This window comes from Bartonella sp. CL435QHHD (assembly GCF_042195095.1).
In the GTDB taxonomy this organism is placed as follows: Bacteria; Pseudomonadota; Alphaproteobacteria; order Rhizobiales; family Rhizobiaceae; genus Bartonella.
This window is the reverse complement of the sequence record NZ_JBHINS010000076.1, coordinates 139,626-156,920: the sequence shown is the minus strand read 5'-3', so window position 1 is coordinate 156,920 and position 17,295 is coordinate 139,626. Positions and strand designations below refer to the sequence as shown.

Genomic DNA, 17,295 nt, shown 5'->3' with positions numbered 1-17,295 from the left:
CAAAAATTTGAACGGCAATCAAATCGATGACAGACAATTCTCAACTGGAAACTTTACAAAAAACAACCGTTAATGGTACATCCTCAACGCCATTTCTTATGTTTTCTCGTTTGCATCTTCGAATACAACGTCTCTTTAGACAATTGCTTTTTTCCAGCCTTACACGTCGCATTGTTATATTAAACATTGCTGCCCTTGCCGTTTTAGTTACAGGCATTTTATACCTTAACCAATTTCGCGATGGTTTAATTGAAGCAAAAATTAAAAGTTTATGTACCCAAGGAAAAATTATTGCTGGGGCTATTGCTGCTTCTGCAACAGTAGATACAAATTCTATCCTCATTGATCCCCAAAAACTCTTAGAGTTACAGACTGGTGAAAGCGTTACACCAGCCCCTCAATCAACCGATTCTTGGGATTTTCCTATTAACCCTGAGCAAGTTGCCCCTCTTTTACGGCGTCTCATCACACCTAAAACGACAAGAGCACGTATCTATGATCGTGATGCTACTCTCCTTCTTGATTCGCGCGTTCTTTATTCTAGTGGAGAAGTTTTTAGTTATGATTTACCCCCACTTAAAACAGAACAAAACATGTGGGATCGCCTTACTTCATGGTATTCAAGCGCATTTTATGGTAAAGGTATTGCTCTTGACAGAGAACAAACAAAAACCAGTGGTATTGCTTATCCAGAAGTGTACCGCGCATTAAACGGATCTCTTGCTACGGCAAAAAGACGCAACAGACAAGGGCAATTAATTGTTTCTGTTGCCGTTCCTGTTCAACGCTATCGCGCAGTGGTTGGAGCTCTTCTTCTTTCAACCACTGGTTCCGATATTGATAACATTGTAAAAGGCGAAAGACTGGTTATCTTTAAAGTTTTTGCCGTTGTAGGTAGCGTACTTTTGGTTCTTTCTCTCTTTTTGGCCCATACGATTGCCCATCCATTAAGTAAATTATCTGCCTCGGCTAATCGAGTGCGTAATGGCAATAATCAGCGTGTAGAAATTCCTGATTTTTCAATGCGTGAAGATGAAATTGGTCACCTTTCAACTTCTATTCGTGATATGACCAATGCCCTTTATATGCGTATTGAAGCCATTGAACGCTTTGCTGCTGATGTAAGCCACGAATTAAAAAATCCTCTCACCTCTCTACGCAGTGCTGTTGAAACGCTCCCTCTGGCTAAAAATGAAGAAGCACAAGAGAAATTGCTTGAAATTATTCAACATGATGTGCGCCGCCTTGATCGGTTGATTACAGATATTTCTGATGCATCACGGCTCGATGCAGAGCTTGCACGAGAAACCGCAGAGATTGTTGATATGACACCGCTTTTGGAAAGTCTTGTTCATGCTGTTCAGGAAGTGTATCGTAATACGCAAACCATTGATATAAGCCTTAATATTGTCCCACGTCCTCATGGAAAAGCCTATCTTGTATTGGGACACGAACTCCGTTTAGGACAAGTGATTTCAAATCTTCTTGAAAATGCGCGTTCTTTTATTCCTCGGAATCGTGGCAAAATTTGCATTACTATGAAAAGTCATGCTTCAACCCTTATTTTAACCATTGAAGATAATGGCCCAGGTATTCGTTCAGAAAATATTGAACGCATTTTTGAACGTTTTTATACAGATCGACCAAATGAAGATGCTTTTGGGCAAAACTCTGGACTTGGCCTTTCTATTAGTCGGCAAATCATCGAAGCTCATAATGGGACAATTACAGCCGAAAATATTATTGATCCTACACTTGGGAAGTGTAAAACTGGTGCACGTTTTACTATTATGCTTCCGCTTGCTAAATAAATCTTTTATCCAAAGTAAAAGACATGAAAACAAAATGTGAAATACTCCACGCAAATTGCCTTCAACTAGGCGGCAAGGGGCTGTTAATTATAGGTCCATCGGGATCAGGAAAATCAACCCTCACCCTTTCTTTGCTTGACCGCGCTGAGTGGTCAAAACGTGAAGCGAAGCTTATCAGTGATGATTATACAATGTTGCGTGCGGAAAATGGAAAGCTTCACGGATACACTCCCGATAATTTAGAGGGCGGCATCGAGATTCGTGGCGTTGGTCTTTATATGATAGAATTTGAAAAGCACACAACTATCGATTGTGTTATTTTTCTCGGTCCGGAATATGAACGTTTTTCCACAAATAAAACTTTTCAATTTGAAAATTTGCACATTCCTCTTTTAAAACTTCCCTCTCTTCGTGAAGCCGATTGTACCGCCATTTGTCAAGCTATTGAAGCATTTTTGTTTAAAAAAATATGGCAAAAATCTGTCTAATTTTTTTCTAAAGATAAAAAAATCACAATTTTTGCCTTTTTTTTGCAAATTTTTCTTGGCAGCAAGATAAAGCCTTGTACAATGTCTTTCCCACCAATATGGTTGGGTCTTATTAGTTAACAGGAGTTTGCGTAAATGATTGGACTCGTGCTTGTAACGCACGGTGAGCTGGCTGTCGAATTTTTACATGCCGTGGAACATGTTGTTGGAGTACAAGAAAAGTTCGCAACAATATGCGTTTATCCCGATGACGATATAGATCAGCGCCGAGGTGATATTATAGCCGCAGTAACCGATACAGATACGGATCATGGCGTCATCATATTAACAGATGTGTTCGGTGGAACACCATCAAATATAGCTATTCCTGCTATTGAAAAAGGACGCGTTGAAATGATTGCGGGTGTTAATTTGCCCATGCTTATTAAACTGATTTCTATTCGCAAATGTCCGGATATTTCATTATCAGACGCGTTAAGAATAGCACAAGAAGCAGGGCGTAAATATATTAATGTACCAAGTATGATTAGCGGATAATAAAATACCAATGTTTTCCAAAGATACCCTCCCGTGTATAAGTCGTCATTTCAATATCTGTAATAAACGTGGGTTACATGCACGTGCTTCTGCAAAATTTGTACAAACTGTTGACAATTTTAATGTTACTGTTGAAGTTGAAAAAGATGGAAAAATTGTTGGCGGATCATCAATTATGGGACTTATGATGCTAGCGGCTTCATCCGGTTGCAACCTCACCATTCGTGTTTCAGGACCAGAAGCAACAGATGCTCTTAATGCTCTTGAAAAGCTCATCAATAACAACTTTGGAGAGGAAAACTAGTGCTTTTTCATCATAAACAAGGATGATAATTCTTAGAAAATAGGAACTTTCCATCATTATTTTGAATTTTAATTTCTCTTCCCGCTTTTATACCAATATTCATATCCATTATGGATTGGTATAATTATCATAAATGTAAAAGCTTATAGTAATTTTGTTATGCTGGTTTTTTTCTTCCTTTCCTAATATTATTTGACCAATTTGAATAGTTTTGCGTATTATGGCTATTCCCCGACTTAATCATATAATTAAATCTTTACAGAAAAGAGAACTCTTCACCTTGTATTATAATATGCTTTATTTTAGGCTAAAGATAAATGTCAAAATAATTTCGCACATCAACAATCTATCAACTTTTCTTATTTTCTGCTAACTTTGTAGCCTTTATAATACACAAGTAATCTTCCATTGCACATCATTGTGATACAGATCATGAAAACGCAATTCTTATCAATGTCATAACCATTTTCTTAAAACGAATAAGCTTTGTACGCTCATAATTATAGTAAGCATTTTTTAGACATTCTTTTTCTATACTATTGCCTTGTTTTATGTGGTACGTGCCCCGCCCTTATTATCTATATTGCGCTTGGGATAGCATCTTTCATTATAAGGAGATAATATCATGGGTCGTCTATTTAGTGCTCTCCAGATTCCTCAACAAACAACAAAAGCCCTCGTATCATTGCAAAATGGCTTACCAAAAGCGCAATGGATCAACCCGCAAAATTTTCATGTCACCTTATCTTTTTTTGGCGAAGTTGAAAGTTCTACAGCAGATGAAATTATGCATACCTTTAACACTATAGAACTTCCTTCTTTTACGCTACAGATAAAGGGTTTTGAAGTTTTTGGTTCAGAAAATGCTCCCCATTCTCTTGTGGTTCGCATTGAACCTTGTGAAAAGCTTACTCTTTTACATGAAAAGATGCAATATATTCGGAATAAATTAGAGTTAAAGCCTGATGAAAGACTGTTTATTCCGCATATCACTCTTGCACGAATATTTGATATTAATCTTAAAGATCTTTCTTCTTATCTATCTTTTCAAAATGATTTTTTTGTCCCTCCTTTTGAAGTTGATCATTTTGTTTTATTGTTATCGGCCTCTCCCTTAAATAAGGCTCCCTATATTGTAAAAGGAAATTGGCCACTTCAAAAATAAAAGGGTGTTTGTCACACCCTTTAAAAACTCTTTGAGAAAAGACCCTATATATATGAAACTGCAGGGAATACTGCATTTTACGATAGAGGTTTGTTATTGATGTATTTTAAGCCGAATCAGCTTCAACAGAAGCTTCTTTTGCTCCTCCTTTAGCTACACCCACTATAGCTGGACGTAACACCCTTTCCCCGATAATATAACCTGCCTGAACCACTTGTTGAACAGTATTATCTGGAACATCAGCATTGGGAATTTCAAACATCGCTTGATGAAAGTGAGGATCAAATTTTTGCCCCTCTGGATGAATTTTTTGCACCCCATGACGTTCTAATGCTGCCATCATGGCACGTTCAGTCATTTCAACGCCTTCTGCCAATGATTTCAAACCAGCATCACTCTCCCGTGCACCTTCTGGAATAGCTTCCAAAGCACGATTGAGATTGTCAGAAACCGATAACATATCCCGTGCAAAATTAGCAATGGAATAAGCCTTTGCATCCGCCACATCTCGCATAGTACGGCGTCGAAGATTTTCCATATCTGCAACAAGACGTAAAAGCTGATCTTTCAGTTCTTTATTTTCATCCTGCAAAGACGCTAAAAGATCACTAACCTCATTGCTTTCTGTTTCAATGACTTCGTGTTCCTCTGTTTTATGTGTTTTTAAAAATTCATCGGCTGCCTGTTTAAGTGTATTACGATCAGCTGGATTTTTTAAATCACAATTTTCAAATGAAGCGTCAGTAAATTTGTTTTTTTCATCAGACATAAAAATTTTATTCCTTCATAAGATTCGTTATTCTCGATATCGAAATTCTACAGACAAAAATCAAGGGGTAGCGATGTATATAATACAATGAGCTTTTATAGTACAAATACTTACTTGCATCGTTTTAACGCAATAACTGTGACACAAGTTGAGCTGTATAATCAACCATGGGCACAATCCTTGCATAATTAAGCCGTGTAGGACCAATAACACCTAAAGCACCAATGACTCTTTGTTGTGAATCTCGATAAGGTGCTACAACTAAAGAAGAACCAGAAAGAGAAAATAACTTATTTTCTGAACCAATAAAAATTCTAACCCCAGAACCTTCATCCGTTAAATCGAGAAGCTGTGCCATACTCTCGCGCGTTTCAAGATCATCAAACAAATGGCGTAACCGTTCTAAATCTTCTTCTGCTTTCACATCTTCAAGTAAATTGCTACGCCCGCGAACAATGAGGTGTATTTTATGATCAGCATCTTCTCCTCCCCAAAGAGCTAATCCCGTTTCAACAAGATGATGTGATAAATCATCAAGTGCGGCCCTTGTTTCTGCGCATAAGCGGGCAATTTCCCCTTTAGCTTCACTCAATGTACGCCCTTGAATATGGGCATTGAGAAAATTCGTTGCTTCCGTCAATTGTGCATGGGTAACCCCTTCTGGTAAATGAACAATACGATTTTCAACTTCACCTTGTTGAGTCACCAAAACGGCAAGAGCGTGCTCCCTATCAAGGCGCACAAATTCAATATGTTTCAATGTTCCTTCTTGTTTTGTTGCTAAAACAAGCCCTGCCCCACGTGAAAGATCTGAAAGAACTCGGCTTGCTTGAACAAGAAAATGTTCAACCGATTGTGCATGACCAGCCTCTTTGACTTGCATTTCAATATTTTCTCGCTCTTCGTTTGGCAAATCACCCGCTTCCATAAATGCATCAACAAAAAAGCGTAAACCTGATTGTGTCGGCATTCGACCCGCAGAAACATGTGGTGCATAAATCAAACCGAGATGTTCAAGATCACTCATCACATTGCGAATCGTCGCAGGCGATAATGTCTGTTGTAAAAGCCGCGAAAGATTACGTGACCCTACAGGTTCACCATCATTAAGATAAGCTTCAACAATATGGCGAAAAATATCACGCGAACGTTCATCAAGATATTTTAGTTCATTATCAATAGTTTTGTGCTTCATCACAATTGTTTCACTACTTTTAAAATCCTCATCTCTTATATAAGTTTTGCCAAGGTTTGGTCAAATAGTCTAAAGTAGTATAAAAATATATTATCCTATTGAGCTGTAAAATGCTACCTTTCAGAGTGATGCTTGATAAATTACGCAGGAAATATTTTTTGTTAGAGTGTGTGAGAAATATTTAAGATAAGAGTTGATCTGTAAAGTGGTCTGCTGTAGGGACTTATCAAGAGAATCTAGATTGATTAAAAACCGCTGTAGATAGAAAATTTCACCCTTTAGAGCAAGCAGGAAATTGGAAATTTACCATAAAAATGCTATCATAAATAAAGAGATGTCTTTCATATCTTTGCAAGGTTATCTTCATACAAGATAAAAAATTTTATTGGAATAAAATATCATTAAACGTGTAAAATAATCATATCATGTAAAATGTGTGTGTATGAGCATTAAAGTCGGTTTTTAGCACAAAAATAATTCCCCTTTCATTTTTGGAGAAATCTATATGAGAAGCATAGCAGATAAAAAACTTGTCATTGCTACACATAACACCGGAAAATTGCATGAAATCACTACTTTAATTACGCCTTTCGGTTTAATAATACAATCGGCAAAAGAACTGGGCTTGCCAGAACCAAAAGAAACGGGAAAAACATTTGAAGAAAATGCTTATATTAAAGCTTTTTCAGCAGCAAAAAAAACAGGACTTCCTGCCCTATCTGATGATTCAGGCTTAGAGGTAGATGCATTGGAGGGTGCGCCAGGCGTTTATACCGCTGATTGGGCAATTCAAGCCGATGGTACACGTAATTTTCCAAAAGCTATGAAAAAAATAGAAAATGAACTCCAAAAAGTCGGAGCACGAGAAAAAAGTCAACGGAAATGCCGTTTTATATCCGTCATTTGCATTGCATGGCCTGATGCTCATGCAGATTACTTCCGTGGATGCGTTGAAGGAACGTTCATTTGGCCTCCACGGGGAGATAAAGGCTTTGGTTTTGATCCTATTTTTTTACCCGATGGATGTGAAAATACCTTTGGAGAAATGTCAACAGAGCAAAAACACAACTGGAAACGTAATGATATTCCCCCTCTTTCACATCGCGCACGTGCTTTCAAACTTTTGGCAGAAAACCTTTTAGCATTCTCATGAATGAACCTTTTGGCATTTACATTCATTGGCCCTTTTGTGCAGCTAAATGTCCTTATTGTGACTTTAATTCGCATGTTCGCATCCATGGTGTTGATCAACCACGTTTTGTCACCGCCTTTAAGCGCGAAATAGAAACGCAATACCACAAAATAGGCCCACGCCATATTACAAGTATTTTTATTGGTGGAGGAACCCCTTCCCTTATGGAGCCGCAAACTGTCGATGCCCTATTGCAAGCACTTGCAAAAAAATGGGTAGTCGATGATAAAGTTGAAATTACATTAGAAGCTAATCCATCCAGTGTGGAAGCAGAGCGCTTTCGTGGATACCGTGCGGCAGGTGTTAATCGCTTATCTCTAGGGATACAAGCGCTCAATGATAAAGCATTGCGCAAACTTGGCCGACTCCATAATGTGGAACAAGCTCTTTGTGCCATTGCTTTAGCACGGCAAATTTTTCCACGTTTATCCTTTGATCTCATTTATGCCCGCCCCGAACAAACCCTTGAACAATGGAAATCTGAACTTGTACAAGCAATTGATTTAGCAGCGGACCATCTTTCTCTTTATCAATTGACGATCGAAGAAGGAACCGCCTTTAAACGGCTTCATGATGCAGGAAGACTTATCCTTCCCCCATCAGAGCTAGCAGCAGATCTGTATCATCTTACTCAAGAAATAACGGCACTACATGGACTTCCTGCCTATGAAATCTCAAACCATGCAATGCCCGGTGCCGAATCAGCACACAATCTTCTTTATTGGCGTTATCACCAATATGCAGGCTTTGGTCCAGGAGCACATGGACGTTTCATTGAGCACGCATCGAATCATTCCTCTTTCTGTTCAAAAACATTGTCATCACACCTTGAAAACCGCGAACGTTATGTCACAATAAATGAAAAGCATCCCGAACAGTGGCTTAATTTGGTAGAAACAACAGGACATGGCTGTATTGAAACGGAACATTTAACCACTGAACAACAGGCAAATGAAATGCTCCTTATGGGATTACGCCTTTGCGAAGGCTTAGAACTTATACGCTATGAAACCTTAAGCCCTAAACGTATCCCAATGGAAAAACTGATCGATTTACAACACCAAGAATTGATAGAAATGGTGGATAACCAACGCTTAAAAGCAACAACCAAAGGACGTATTGTTCTTGATCACATCATCAGCCAACTTGCAAATTAAAGTTTTTATAACAACATACTTATTTTAATCATAATTATCATTTTTCATAGCAAGGTGAGATTAGAATATTGTGAGCTTCTCTCATTTCAAAACTATTTATAGCAAGTTAGTTATCGCCATTTGCTTACACCTTAAAAATAGAGAAGCATGTGGATAAAAACTATAAAAAAGGAGTAAAAAGGCCTCTTATGAACACTCTTAAGTGCTAAAAGCTATTGCAATATTTTGAGCTAGAAAGTGTATGGTGCTCTAACTTTATTTTTCATAAACATAAAGATGGGGAGGCATTATAGATTTTATATTACAACATTCATAAGCACCGTAGTAGCACAAATGTGACAAACATTGAGAAAATTTCTCTAAAACAAATACGTGAATGCATAACACGATAATGTATTTTTTCTTTATGAAATCGTGGCACCATTAAAAGAACCATAGAAATAAGCATGAAGCCATGCATCAATTTCTGATTATTTAAAAAGATCTTACTCTATTTACTTTTGAAAACCGTAAAGCCGAATAAAAAAGAAAGTAAAAAAGCACGCTGATTTTCACCTTTATACCTTTATATTTTTCCTCAATGAAATTGTATGTCTGTTTCAGAGATTATAAAAAATAGATATACGCAATACTTTTATCCTATTCTGGCATGTAAAAGCGGTTATCGCAAAAAGTACTGAACCAATATTTATTTGAGATACGCGGCTGTATGATTGGTATTGATTTATAGGTCACAGCAAAATCACGAGCTTTATTAAACAAATAATGCACTCAAATGGCAAATATACCCGATATGAATCGAGATTGCTTTGTTAGCGAGCGAAACGATGTTAATCCCATATGATCTTACTTGTATGCATAATACTTATGAGTATCTGTACGCGTCCTTTAAGGTTATTTTATTAAAAAATTGAGAATAATACTAGGACAATCCTTGGCTCAAGAAGTCAACGTGCTGCTACAAAAAATTCTGTGTATCTTTATCATAACCAAGATTCAAGCTGATTAAATAAGCTCACCTTCTATCTCGTAATGATTTTGCAACGGAAGTTCTTGGGGACAAAAAAAGCATGGCAAAATATATGAAATAAAACAAACTTAAAGCGCTTTTCCTATAGGCTTTATTCTAAGAGAGTCTAATTGGAACAAGAAGTACCTTTTATGAGAGTGCAGAAAACATATCAAAACATGAGCTGTGAATGAGCGCATTTATGTTGTACAAACTTTTTACAATAGCAGCATGTTTTTGTGTGTCTTTATGGCTTCAACCTGTCATCACACAATGATGATATAATATTCATTGTTTTCCATATATGATTGCGTGTGACTTCCTTTCTACACTTTAAAGAACGAATATTTTCAATCCAATATGGTCTAAACAGTTCTACTTCTTCAAGCAGGTCTCTCTTGGCTTTCCAATTATGTAATTCACTTAACTAAAAACTCTACAGGCAAGAATCCCAACTTAAGAATATTCATCACTTACTCTAAAACCACTTAATATATTAAGTCTTACGAGACTCATATCACCACACCTTAAATGTCAATATCTTATAGCTCAACAAGATAAAGGTATTTTTGAACCAAAAATCTTTTCTTTATGCAAAAAATTCAATAATAAAACGCTCATAAATAGCAGTAAGAGTTTCCACTGCATCAAGGGCCACACACTCATCTACCATATGCATCGTTTGCCCTGGTAAGCCAAATTCAACCACTGGGCAATAATCCTTAATAAATCGCGCATCTGAAGTACCACCAGAAGTGGAACATTCTGGTATATTCCCTGTTACACTTTTAATAGCATTGGATAAAGTTTGAATGAGTTTATCATTTTTGGTCAAAAAAACATCTCCTAAACTTGGAATCCATTCAAGCTGATAAGAGGGATATTGGTCACCATTGTTTTTTGATTGCACCAAAGCAAGACGCTTTTCAATTTCCTTCATCAGTGTTTCTTTTGTCCAAAGATCATTGTAGCGTATATTAAAATGAACTGTTGTCTGCGCTGGGATAACATTGACCGCTAAATTACCAGTATCAATGCTTGTTAGCTCTAGATTACTGGGTTGAAAATTCTCTGTCCCTTTATCTAAAGCAGTTTGTGTCAATGCTTGAATAAGCTTACTTACCAAAGGCAAGGGATTAGCAGCCCGCTCTGGAAAAGCAACATGACCTTGGCGACCTTTCACGGTAATGATACCAGAAATCGATCCGCGGCGACCGATTTTGATGACATCCCCAACAGTCTTTACACTTGTTGGTTCCCCCACAAGAGCCGCGGTCCATTTTTCGCCTTTTTTTTCTGCCCATTTGAGAAGTTTGACGGTACCATTAACAGCAGGTCCCTCTTCATCACCGGTAATCAAAAAACTTACCATTCCTTTAATGGATCGTTTCTCAAGAACTCGCGCTAGCGCCGCAATAAAACAAGCGATTCCGCCCTTCATATCAACAGCACCCCGCCCATATAATTTCCCCTGATCTATGACAGCTTCAAAAGGTGAATAAGTCCAATCTTCCAATGCACCTGGTGGTACGACATCTGTATGACCCGCAAACATAAGATGGGGTCCTTCATTTCCCATTTTTGCATAAAGATTTTCAACATTATCTGTATTTTTATCCGTAAAAATAGGGCGCTCGACGTGAAATCCCATTTTTTTCAAAAATTGTTCCAAAGTTGATAAAGCCCCCGCTTCATGAGGTGTAACAGAAGGACAACGGATAAGTCTCTTTAGTAGCTGAAGTGGATCTGTAAGAACAGGCATAAGGTCCCTTCCCATTTTTTATAAGTCATCGGAACTTAAGGTTATTACGCTGAATTACAAAAAAGATAAAGAAAAAACATTGAAGACACTCAGCAAACCAAGCAGGGGAGAACAATCGTGCTGAGAGCTTCAATGGCTTCCTCATTATAAATGAGCAAGCACACACACAACAAAACACTCAACAAAAAGTTCCGTTAAATGTTGCCTTCATTTGAAAGTTTTTTACGCCTCTAAATTATATGAATCAAAATTAATTGCTTGCAATCTATGGGCATTTTCCTTCAACCAAGCACGGTACGTTTTACTATCAGGACATAGCTCTTCACAAAGAGCCCAAAATCTTGGTCCGTGATTCATTTCAACAAGATGAGCAACCTCATGAGCAACAACATATTCCACAACTTCTTTTGGTGCCATAACAAGGCGCCAAGAAAAAGAAAGACGCTTATCTATTGAACAAGATCCCCAACGACTTCTCGTATCTTTATAACAAATTGATTTGACTTTACGCTCTACTTTATGGGCATAATGTGCCACCAAAGGTGTTATAATAAGTGCTGCTTGTTTTTTCAAAACGTCAGCAATGCGTCTTGGGAGGTATTCTAATTGACCATAAACAATAATTTTAGGTCCTTGCTCCGCATCTGCTGTAAGGATTTCTGTTACCCCACGCCCTTCTCTATGCTTTATGGTATGGGAAACACCTAATAAAGGAATCATTGCCCCCTCTTTGAGATAAGCATTTTCATGAGAGATTTGTAAACGAGCAAGACGTGCCTCAATCCAAGATCGATGCTTTTCAATAAAACTTTGAATCGTACAGAGACTTATCGCTGGTGGTGTTGTTACACAAATCTCTTGACTGCTGGCATCAATACGTAAGGTAAGACGGCGTGCATACTTATTTTCCCGCACCCGTACAGGTACAGAGCGATCAGAAAAAATAAAATGCTGCTTAGAAATGCTCATATATTTTTATCTTCATCAATAAATGTACCCCTTATTTTGCATTAATCTGATTAATAAAAGATCTCAATACTGTTTCAAGGCAATCTAAATCTTGTGGACGAGAAAAGCGATGATCTGCATCACGAACAAGTGTCAACGTTACATCATGGAGAGGTAAATGATCAAGTAAAGTCAATGTATGCTGATAGGGAATATCTTCATCTTCCATCCCTTGTAGAATATGGACTGGACACCCAACATCAATGCATCCTTTCATAACACAATTTTCGCGCCCATCTTCAATTAATTTTTTTGTAAAGGGCATTGGCTCTGTATCATCAACAGCAGGTCGTTCAATATAGCCTTTTTCTTCCAAAATCTTCCATTCTTCTGGGCCTAATTTTGGTTCCACCAATGTTTGTGTAAAATCAGGCGCTGGAGCAATCAATATCATGCCAGCAAGCTTCTTATTTTTCTGTGCTAGCATCATAGCAAGCCTTAGTGCAATCCACCCACCCATAGAGGAACCAATCAAAATTTGTGGACCCTCACAATAGGTTTCAAAAGTCGCTAAACTTTCCTTAACCCAACGCGAAATTGTTCCTTGAAAAAAATCACCTTCAGATTCTCCATGTCCAGAATAATCAAAACGTAAACAAGACAAATCATTCTTCTGAGCAAATTGATCAACTAACGTTGCCTTACTTCCCAACATATCGGATTGATAGCCAGGAAGCCAAACCAAACCTGGAGATTGGTGCCCCTTGCGATAGCGTACTGCAAGTGTGGTGTTCTCAAACGAAAAAAACTGACAAGGAATATGTTGATCCATGATTCTTTATCCTCCATAAAACAATTTCTTTAAATTAAGAGAAAACTTTTATAATCTAAATCATTCCAAAAAGTAATAAATCAAATAATGAAAATAACACGAATTATAGTTGTTTTTAGGTGCATAATTGTATATTAAATTAACTGTAGTTGAATCAAAATTTAAGGAGCATAAACCATTCGTAAACCGTTTAAAATGACACCTACCCAAAAAGACGGACCACGTTCAAATAAGGATATTCGGGTACCTCATGTTCAGCTTATCAATGATGAGGGACAACATCAGGGAGTTGTTGCGATACAAGAAGCTCTTGCTATGGCTGCAGATGCGGGACTTGATTTGGTTGAGATTGTACCAAATGCAGAGCCACCCGTATGTAAAATCATCGATTTGGGAAAATTAAAATATCAAACCCAAAAAAAAGCTGCTGAAACACGTAAGAAGCAAAAAGTCATCGAAATCAAAGAGATTAAGATGCGCCCAAATGTTGATGTCCATGATTATGGAGTCAAGCTCAAGGCTGTTCATCGCTTTATTGATCATGGTGATAAAGTAAAGATTACTTTGCGTTTTCGTGGTCGTGAGATGGCTCACCAAGATCTTGGATTAAAGCTTCTTCAGCGTGTGAAAGAAGATACAAGTGAAATTGCCAAAATCGAATTGGAGCCAAAGCTTGAAGGCCGGCAAATGATGATGGTGATAGCACCTAAATAGTTTTGCATTGGAATAATATTCGCATGCAACTCATTAGCATGGGCGTATGGTATTTTTAGAAGCACCACATAGAGTTTTTGTGGTGCTTTTAAGGTTTTATAAATGTGTATAAAGCCTTTTAAGAGTTTAATAATGCTTGATCGATTTATAAGAAGAATTCGTTATTTTGCATATTAAATGAGAAAGCTCAAACATCGTAAGGCCTTCTTATTTCAAGCACTCTTATCATGCAATGCGGCGAAATTGTTTGCTTACACATCACAAATGGAGATGATACATAAAAAATTATTAAAAAAGCAGAAATGTTTTTTGTGAGCCATTTCAAGTGCCAAAGGCTATCACAATATGGAAATTGGTAAATACAATAGTGAGACTCGCCGGTATCTTTTATTGAAAACTAAAAATAATGATGAACAACGAATTTTCGTTATACCTTTTACAGAAACTTTGCACTACATTCTTCACTCTCGCCGTCGTGAAATTGATATGATGAGCCTTGAAAGAAAAGACTATTTTTGTAAAAAAGATTAAGGGGCTTTTTAATTAAGAGTGTTTCAATCTTGCATAAAATAATGAGAGAATATAGAAGCACTTCATGGCTAAAAAACAAATTTCCTCTTTCGACAAACATCTTATTATCCGCCTTTTACGAGAAAATTTTCGTAAACATATGCGTTGGTACAGTGCGGCTATCTTCTCAATGATCATCATTTCTTGTACCACAGCAACCAGTGCATGGATTATGCGGGATGTTGTTAATCAGATTATTGATGCACAAAATTTTCCTATGATTGTTTTGATTTCTAGCTTCATTGCTTTTATCTTTATTCTCAAAGGAGTTGCAACTTTTTTCCAAACTTACTTTCTAAACAAAGCAGGCAACAGTATCATTGCTGAACAACAGCGTAAAATTTTTGCACGACTTATGGAACAAGGAGTCTCTTTTTATCATAATAACACTTCATCTGATCTTCTTGTTCGTGTAACTCATAATGCAACAGCCGTACGTAATATAATTGATACTATTATCACAACTTTTGTACGTGATTTGCTTTCCGTTAGTGGTCTGTTGCTTGTCATGTTCATTCAAAACTTTGTGTTAATCTCCATTACTTTAATCGTAGGACCACTAGCTTTTTTAGGCGTTCGAATGGCTTTAAAACGCGTTCGCAGCTTGATGGAAAAAGAGCTCCTTTCACTTGGTGAAATTATCAAAATCGTACAGGAAACGGCTGTTGGTATTCGAATCATCAAGGCCTTTTCACTAGAAGAAGTCATGAAAAAACGGATGGACAAAGCCATTTGTGATGTTGAAAAACAAACAAACAGTATTGCAACACTCGAAGCTATTACCAATCCAATTATGGAAACACTCACGGGTGTTGCCATTGCAGGTATTATTTGTTTTTCCGGTTATCTTGCAACCCAACGCGCAGGTGTTCAAGGTGAATTTATGTCCTTTATTGTTGCTTTACTTTTAGCTTATGAACCCGCAAAAAGACTAGCAAATGTACGTGTTAAAATTGAATCTGGCTTGGTCAATATCCGTACGATGTTTGAAATACTCGATTGTCCCCTTACAGTTGTAGAACATAAAGAAGCTAAAGATCTGAATAAAACGCAAGGAACTATTCGTTTCGAACATGTTTCTTTTGCATACACTAATAACAAAATGATATTGAAAGACATCAATCTAGAAATAGAAGCCGGAAAAATGACAGCATTGGTGGGACCATCCGGTTCGGGAAAATCAACCCTTATCAACCTTATTATGCGCCTCTATGACCCCACAAAAGGACGCATATTGATTAATGATCAAGACATTCGCTACACAACATTTCGCTCTCTGAGAAACCTGATGGCCTATGTAGGACAGGATACTTTTCTCTTTCAAGGAACTGTTAAATATAATATCGGGCTTGGAAAAGAAGGGGCTAGTGATGACGAAATTATCGAAGCAGCAAAAGCAGCAAATGCTCATGACTTTATTATGAGTTTGCCAAATGGTTATGATACACAGATAGGTGATAATGGCTGTAATCTTTCAGGGGGGCAAAAACAACGACTCGCTATCGCTAGAGCAATGATTCACGATAGTGAAATTCTGATTCTTGATGAAGCAACAAGTGCGCTCGATTCACACACCGAAGCACAAATTAATGAAGCCATTCACCACCTTACTAAAGGACGCACAACGATCATTATTGCTCATCGCCTTTCAACGATTGCTCGTGCTCATAAAATTGTGGTCATACAAAATGGACAACTAATTGAACAAGGTACTCAAAAAGAATTGCTAGCAAAAGAAAATGGGTTTTATAAAAAACTTCATAATATCCAGTTCAAAAAACATACCTCCTAATTTCTAGATCCTTAAATAAGATTTGAAATAAAAAATGGATAGAAGGTAATGCTCCATTTATAAAAAAAGACTTGTTATCAAGAAAAAGCATTACTTCAATCAAGAATTGGTAAAGAATTTATGGTTTATTGAAAATAAAATTCTTGGATTTAGATGAAAACTTTACTCGTTGTTTTGTTGAATGCAAAAGATAAGATGTAATTTGCTTATTGCAAACTTTCTTTATATTTATGATGAATCAATCAAAAGCGCTTGTTGTACGTCATAAGAGATATTGGTATATGCATAAAAACTCTTAAGATAAGCAATAAAAATACCTCTACACTTTCAAGTGAAAAGATTGTCAGCAACATGAAAAGCTGGAAAATAGAATGATAATGCCGGCTTATAGCTTTAGCAAATACTTATACCTTTATTAATAACGGTAGTGTAGATTTTATACCATTCATAAGAGGTACTTTATACCATTTCACAAGCAATCTTATGAAATAGACTCAAGCGCACATTGAGAAATGTTCCTTTAAAACAAGTACATAAACTTGCAACACAATAATGTTATATTTTGGAGTATTCTGTTTGGGGAGCTATTCGTTATAAGAAAAGTGATCTCATTCAAGACACAATAAACAAAAATCTAAAATAATAGGTAATTTTTATTATTAAAAAATATTGCTTTAAATGCGTTTGACAATAAAATCGATATCTTATGAATTCTCTACTTGCCTCATGCTTTTGACGGTCTTTAATGGAATCATGTCCTTCACGTAAAAACAGAATGCCATTGTGTTGCAAATTCACGTACTTGTTTTAAAGAGACCTCTCTCAAAGTCTTCCCTAAGCCCATTTCGCGATAACATTCGTGAATTGTATAACGATAAATCCATTAACCCCCTCTATCTTTACGCTTATGGAGTAATAAACCGGCACCATTCACACTATTCTGCCAGTCCCTAATGTTGCGACAGCTCTTAGCTCTCGAGATGATTCATAAGAGGCATTTTTAGTCATTTCTTAATAGTTTTATCCACACAGGATTCCCCGCTTGTAGCA

At 37.1% G+C, this 17,295-nt stretch carries 15 protein-coding genes; 10 read left to right on the top strand and 5 right to left on the bottom strand.

Going from position 1 to position 17,295, the window contains the following annotated elements:
* Positions 1-26 precede the first annotated feature (26 nt).
* From ACFILH_RS06530 to thpR, 5 genes are all read left to right on the top strand, one after another.
* Positions 27-1,811 (top strand): sensor histidine kinase, encoded by a 1,785-nt coding sequence (locus tag ACFILH_RS06530; protein ID WP_273790229.1) that lies wholly within the window; start codon positions 27-29, stop codon positions 1,809-1,811.
* 23 nt (positions 1,812-1,834) lie between these two features.
* The gene (locus ACFILH_RS06525; RefSeq protein ID WP_375630571.1) at positions 1,835-2,299 is read left to right on the top strand and encodes an HPr kinase/phosphatase C-terminal domain-containing protein; all 465 of its coding nucleotides are present in this window, start codon (positions 1,835-1,837) and stop codon (positions 2,297-2,299) included.
* 135 nt (positions 2,300-2,434) lie between these two features.
* The gene (locus ACFILH_RS06520; RefSeq protein WP_273790227.1) at positions 2,435-2,836 is read left to right on the top strand and encodes a PTS sugar transporter subunit IIA; all 402 of its coding nucleotides are present in this window, start codon (positions 2,435-2,437) and stop codon (positions 2,834-2,836) included.
* 10 nt (positions 2,837-2,846) lie between these two features.
* Positions 2,847-3,140, top strand: a complete 294-nt coding sequence (locus tag ACFILH_RS06515) for an HPr family phosphocarrier protein (RefSeq protein WP_012754483.1) — start codon at positions 2,847-2,849, stop codon at positions 3,138-3,140.
* A 625-nt stretch (positions 3,141-3,765) separates the two neighbouring features.
* Positions 3,766-4,305 (top strand): RNA 2',3'-cyclic phosphodiesterase, encoded by a 540-nt coding sequence (gene thpR / locus ACFILH_RS06510; RefSeq protein WP_375630573.1) that lies wholly within the window; start codon positions 3,766-3,768, stop codon positions 4,303-4,305.
* A 106-nt stretch (positions 4,306-4,411) separates the two neighbouring features.
* Here the strand turns inward: thpR and grpE are convergent, their stop codons facing one another.
* The gene (gene grpE, locus ACFILH_RS06505; protein ID WP_375637230.1) at positions 4,412-5,074 is read right to left on the bottom strand and encodes a nucleotide exchange factor GrpE; all 663 of its coding nucleotides are present in this window, start codon (positions 5,072-5,074) and stop codon (positions 4,412-4,414) included.
* A 124-nt stretch (positions 5,075-5,198) separates the two neighbouring features.
* Positions 5,199-6,269, bottom strand: coding sequence for a heat-inducible transcriptional repressor HrcA (gene hrcA / locus ACFILH_RS06500; protein WP_273790224.1), 1,071 nt, complete (start codon positions 6,267-6,269; stop codon positions 5,199-5,201).
* Positions 6,270-6,774: 505 nt separating this feature from the next.
* Here hrcA and rdgB point away from each other — a divergent pair.
* Together rdgB and hemW are read left to right on the top strand one after the other, a co-directional pair.
* Entirely contained in the window at positions 6,775-7,422 is a 648-nt protein-coding gene (gene rdgB, locus ACFILH_RS06495) for an RdgB/HAM1 family non-canonical purine NTP pyrophosphatase (protein WP_273790223.1), read from the top strand.
* Complete coding sequence (gene hemW, locus ACFILH_RS06490; RefSeq protein ID WP_375643001.1) at positions 7,419-8,618, top strand: radical SAM family heme chaperone HemW; 1,200 nt, start codon at positions 7,419-7,421, stop codon at positions 8,616-8,618. The genes rdgB and hemW overlap by 4 nt, the downstream gene beginning before the upstream one ends.
* A 1,598-nt stretch (positions 8,619-10,216) precedes the next feature.
* On the opposite strand, the gene dapE is transcribed toward hemW, so the two are convergent.
* The 3 genes from dapE to ACFILH_RS06475 form a co-directional block, all read right to left on the bottom strand.
* Positions 10,217-11,389: a succinyl-diaminopimelate desuccinylase gene (gene dapE, locus ACFILH_RS06485; RefSeq protein WP_375654278.1), complete on the bottom strand. Its 1,173-nt coding sequence runs from the start codon at positions 11,387-11,389 to the stop codon at positions 10,217-10,219.
* Positions 11,390-11,611: 222 nt separating this feature from the next.
* Positions 11,612-12,358, bottom strand: coding sequence for a M48 family metallopeptidase (locus ACFILH_RS06480; RefSeq protein ID WP_273790220.1), 747 nt, complete (start codon positions 12,356-12,358; stop codon positions 11,612-11,614).
* Between the two features lie 31 nt (positions 12,359-12,389).
* The gene (locus ACFILH_RS06475) at positions 12,390-13,169 is read right to left on the bottom strand and encodes an alpha/beta hydrolase (protein WP_375667547.1); all 780 of its coding nucleotides are present in this window, start codon (positions 13,167-13,169) and stop codon (positions 12,390-12,392) included.
* Between the two features lie 195 nt (positions 13,170-13,364).
* Between ACFILH_RS06475 and infC the strand changes: the two genes are divergently transcribed.
* The 3 genes from infC to ACFILH_RS06460 all read left to right on the top strand — a co-directional run bounded on the left by infC (position 13,365) and on the right by ACFILH_RS06460 (position 16,245).
* Positions 13,365-13,883, top strand: a complete 519-nt coding sequence (gene infC, locus ACFILH_RS06470; protein WP_273790218.1) for a translation initiation factor IF-3 — start codon at positions 13,365-13,367, stop codon at positions 13,881-13,883.
* A gap of 345 nt (positions 13,884-14,228) precedes the next feature.
* Positions 14,229-14,414 (top strand): hypothetical protein, encoded by a 186-nt coding sequence (locus tag ACFILH_RS06465; protein ID WP_273790217.1) that lies wholly within the window; start codon positions 14,229-14,231, stop codon positions 14,412-14,414.
* Positions 14,415-14,478: 64 nt separating this feature from the next.
* The gene (locus ACFILH_RS06460; protein ID WP_273790216.1) at positions 14,479-16,245 is read left to right on the top strand and encodes an ABC transporter ATP-binding protein; all 1,767 of its coding nucleotides are present in this window, start codon (positions 14,479-14,481) and stop codon (positions 16,243-16,245) included.
* The last annotated feature ends 1,050 nt before the right edge of the window (positions 16,246-17,295 follow it).

What these genes read in the sequence shown, in the direction of transcription:
- ACFILH_RS06530 (WP_273790229.1), top strand. Translation starts at nt 27, where the DNA reads ATGACAGACAATTCTCAACTGGAAACTTTACAAAAAACAACCGTTAAT.
- ACFILH_RS06525 (WP_375630571.1), top strand. Translation starts at nt 1,835, where the DNA reads ATGAAAACAAAATGTGAAATACTCCACGCAAATTGCCTTCAACTAGGC.
- ACFILH_RS06520 (WP_273790227.1), top strand. Translation starts at nt 2,435, where the DNA reads ATGATTGGACTCGTGCTTGTAACGCACGGTGAGCTGGCTGTCGAATTT.
- ACFILH_RS06515 (WP_012754483.1), top strand. Translation starts at nt 2,847, where the DNA reads ATGTTTTCCAAAGATACCCTCCCGTGTATAAGTCGTCATTTCAATATC.
- thpR (WP_375630573.1), top strand. Translation starts at nt 3,766, where the DNA reads ATGGGTCGTCTATTTAGTGCTCTCCAGATTCCTCAACAAACAACAAAA.
- grpE (WP_375637230.1), bottom strand. Translation starts at nt 5,074, where the DNA reads ATGTCTGATGAAAAAAACAAATTTACTGACGCTTCATTTGAAAATTGT.
- hrcA (WP_273790224.1), bottom strand. Translation starts at nt 6,269, where the DNA reads ATGAAGCACAAAACTATTGATAATGAACTAAAATATCTTGATGAACGT.
- rdgB (WP_273790223.1), top strand. Translation starts at nt 6,775, where the DNA reads ATGAGAAGCATAGCAGATAAAAAACTTGTCATTGCTACACATAACACC.
- hemW (WP_375643001.1), top strand. Translation starts at nt 7,419, where the DNA reads ATGAATGAACCTTTTGGCATTTACATTCATTGGCCCTTTTGTGCAGCT.
- dapE (WP_375654278.1), bottom strand. Translation starts at nt 11,389, where the DNA reads ATGCCTGTTCTTACAGATCCACTTCAGCTACTAAAGAGACTTATCCGT.
- ACFILH_RS06480 (WP_273790220.1), bottom strand. Translation starts at nt 12,358, where the DNA reads ATGAGCATTTCTAAGCAGCATTTTATTTTTTCTGATCGCTCTGTACCT.
- ACFILH_RS06475 (WP_375667547.1), bottom strand. Translation starts at nt 13,169, where the DNA reads ATGGATCAACATATTCCTTGTCAGTTTTTTTCGTTTGAGAACACCACA.
- infC (WP_273790218.1), top strand. Translation starts at nt 13,365, where the DNA reads ATGACACCTACCCAAAAAGACGGACCACGTTCAAATAAGGATATTCGG.
- ACFILH_RS06465 (WP_273790217.1), top strand. Translation starts at nt 14,229, where the DNA reads ATGGAAATTGGTAAATACAATAGTGAGACTCGCCGGTATCTTTTATTG.
- ACFILH_RS06460 (WP_273790216.1), top strand. Translation starts at nt 14,479, where the DNA reads ATGGCTAAAAAACAAATTTCCTCTTTCGACAAACATCTTATTATCCGC.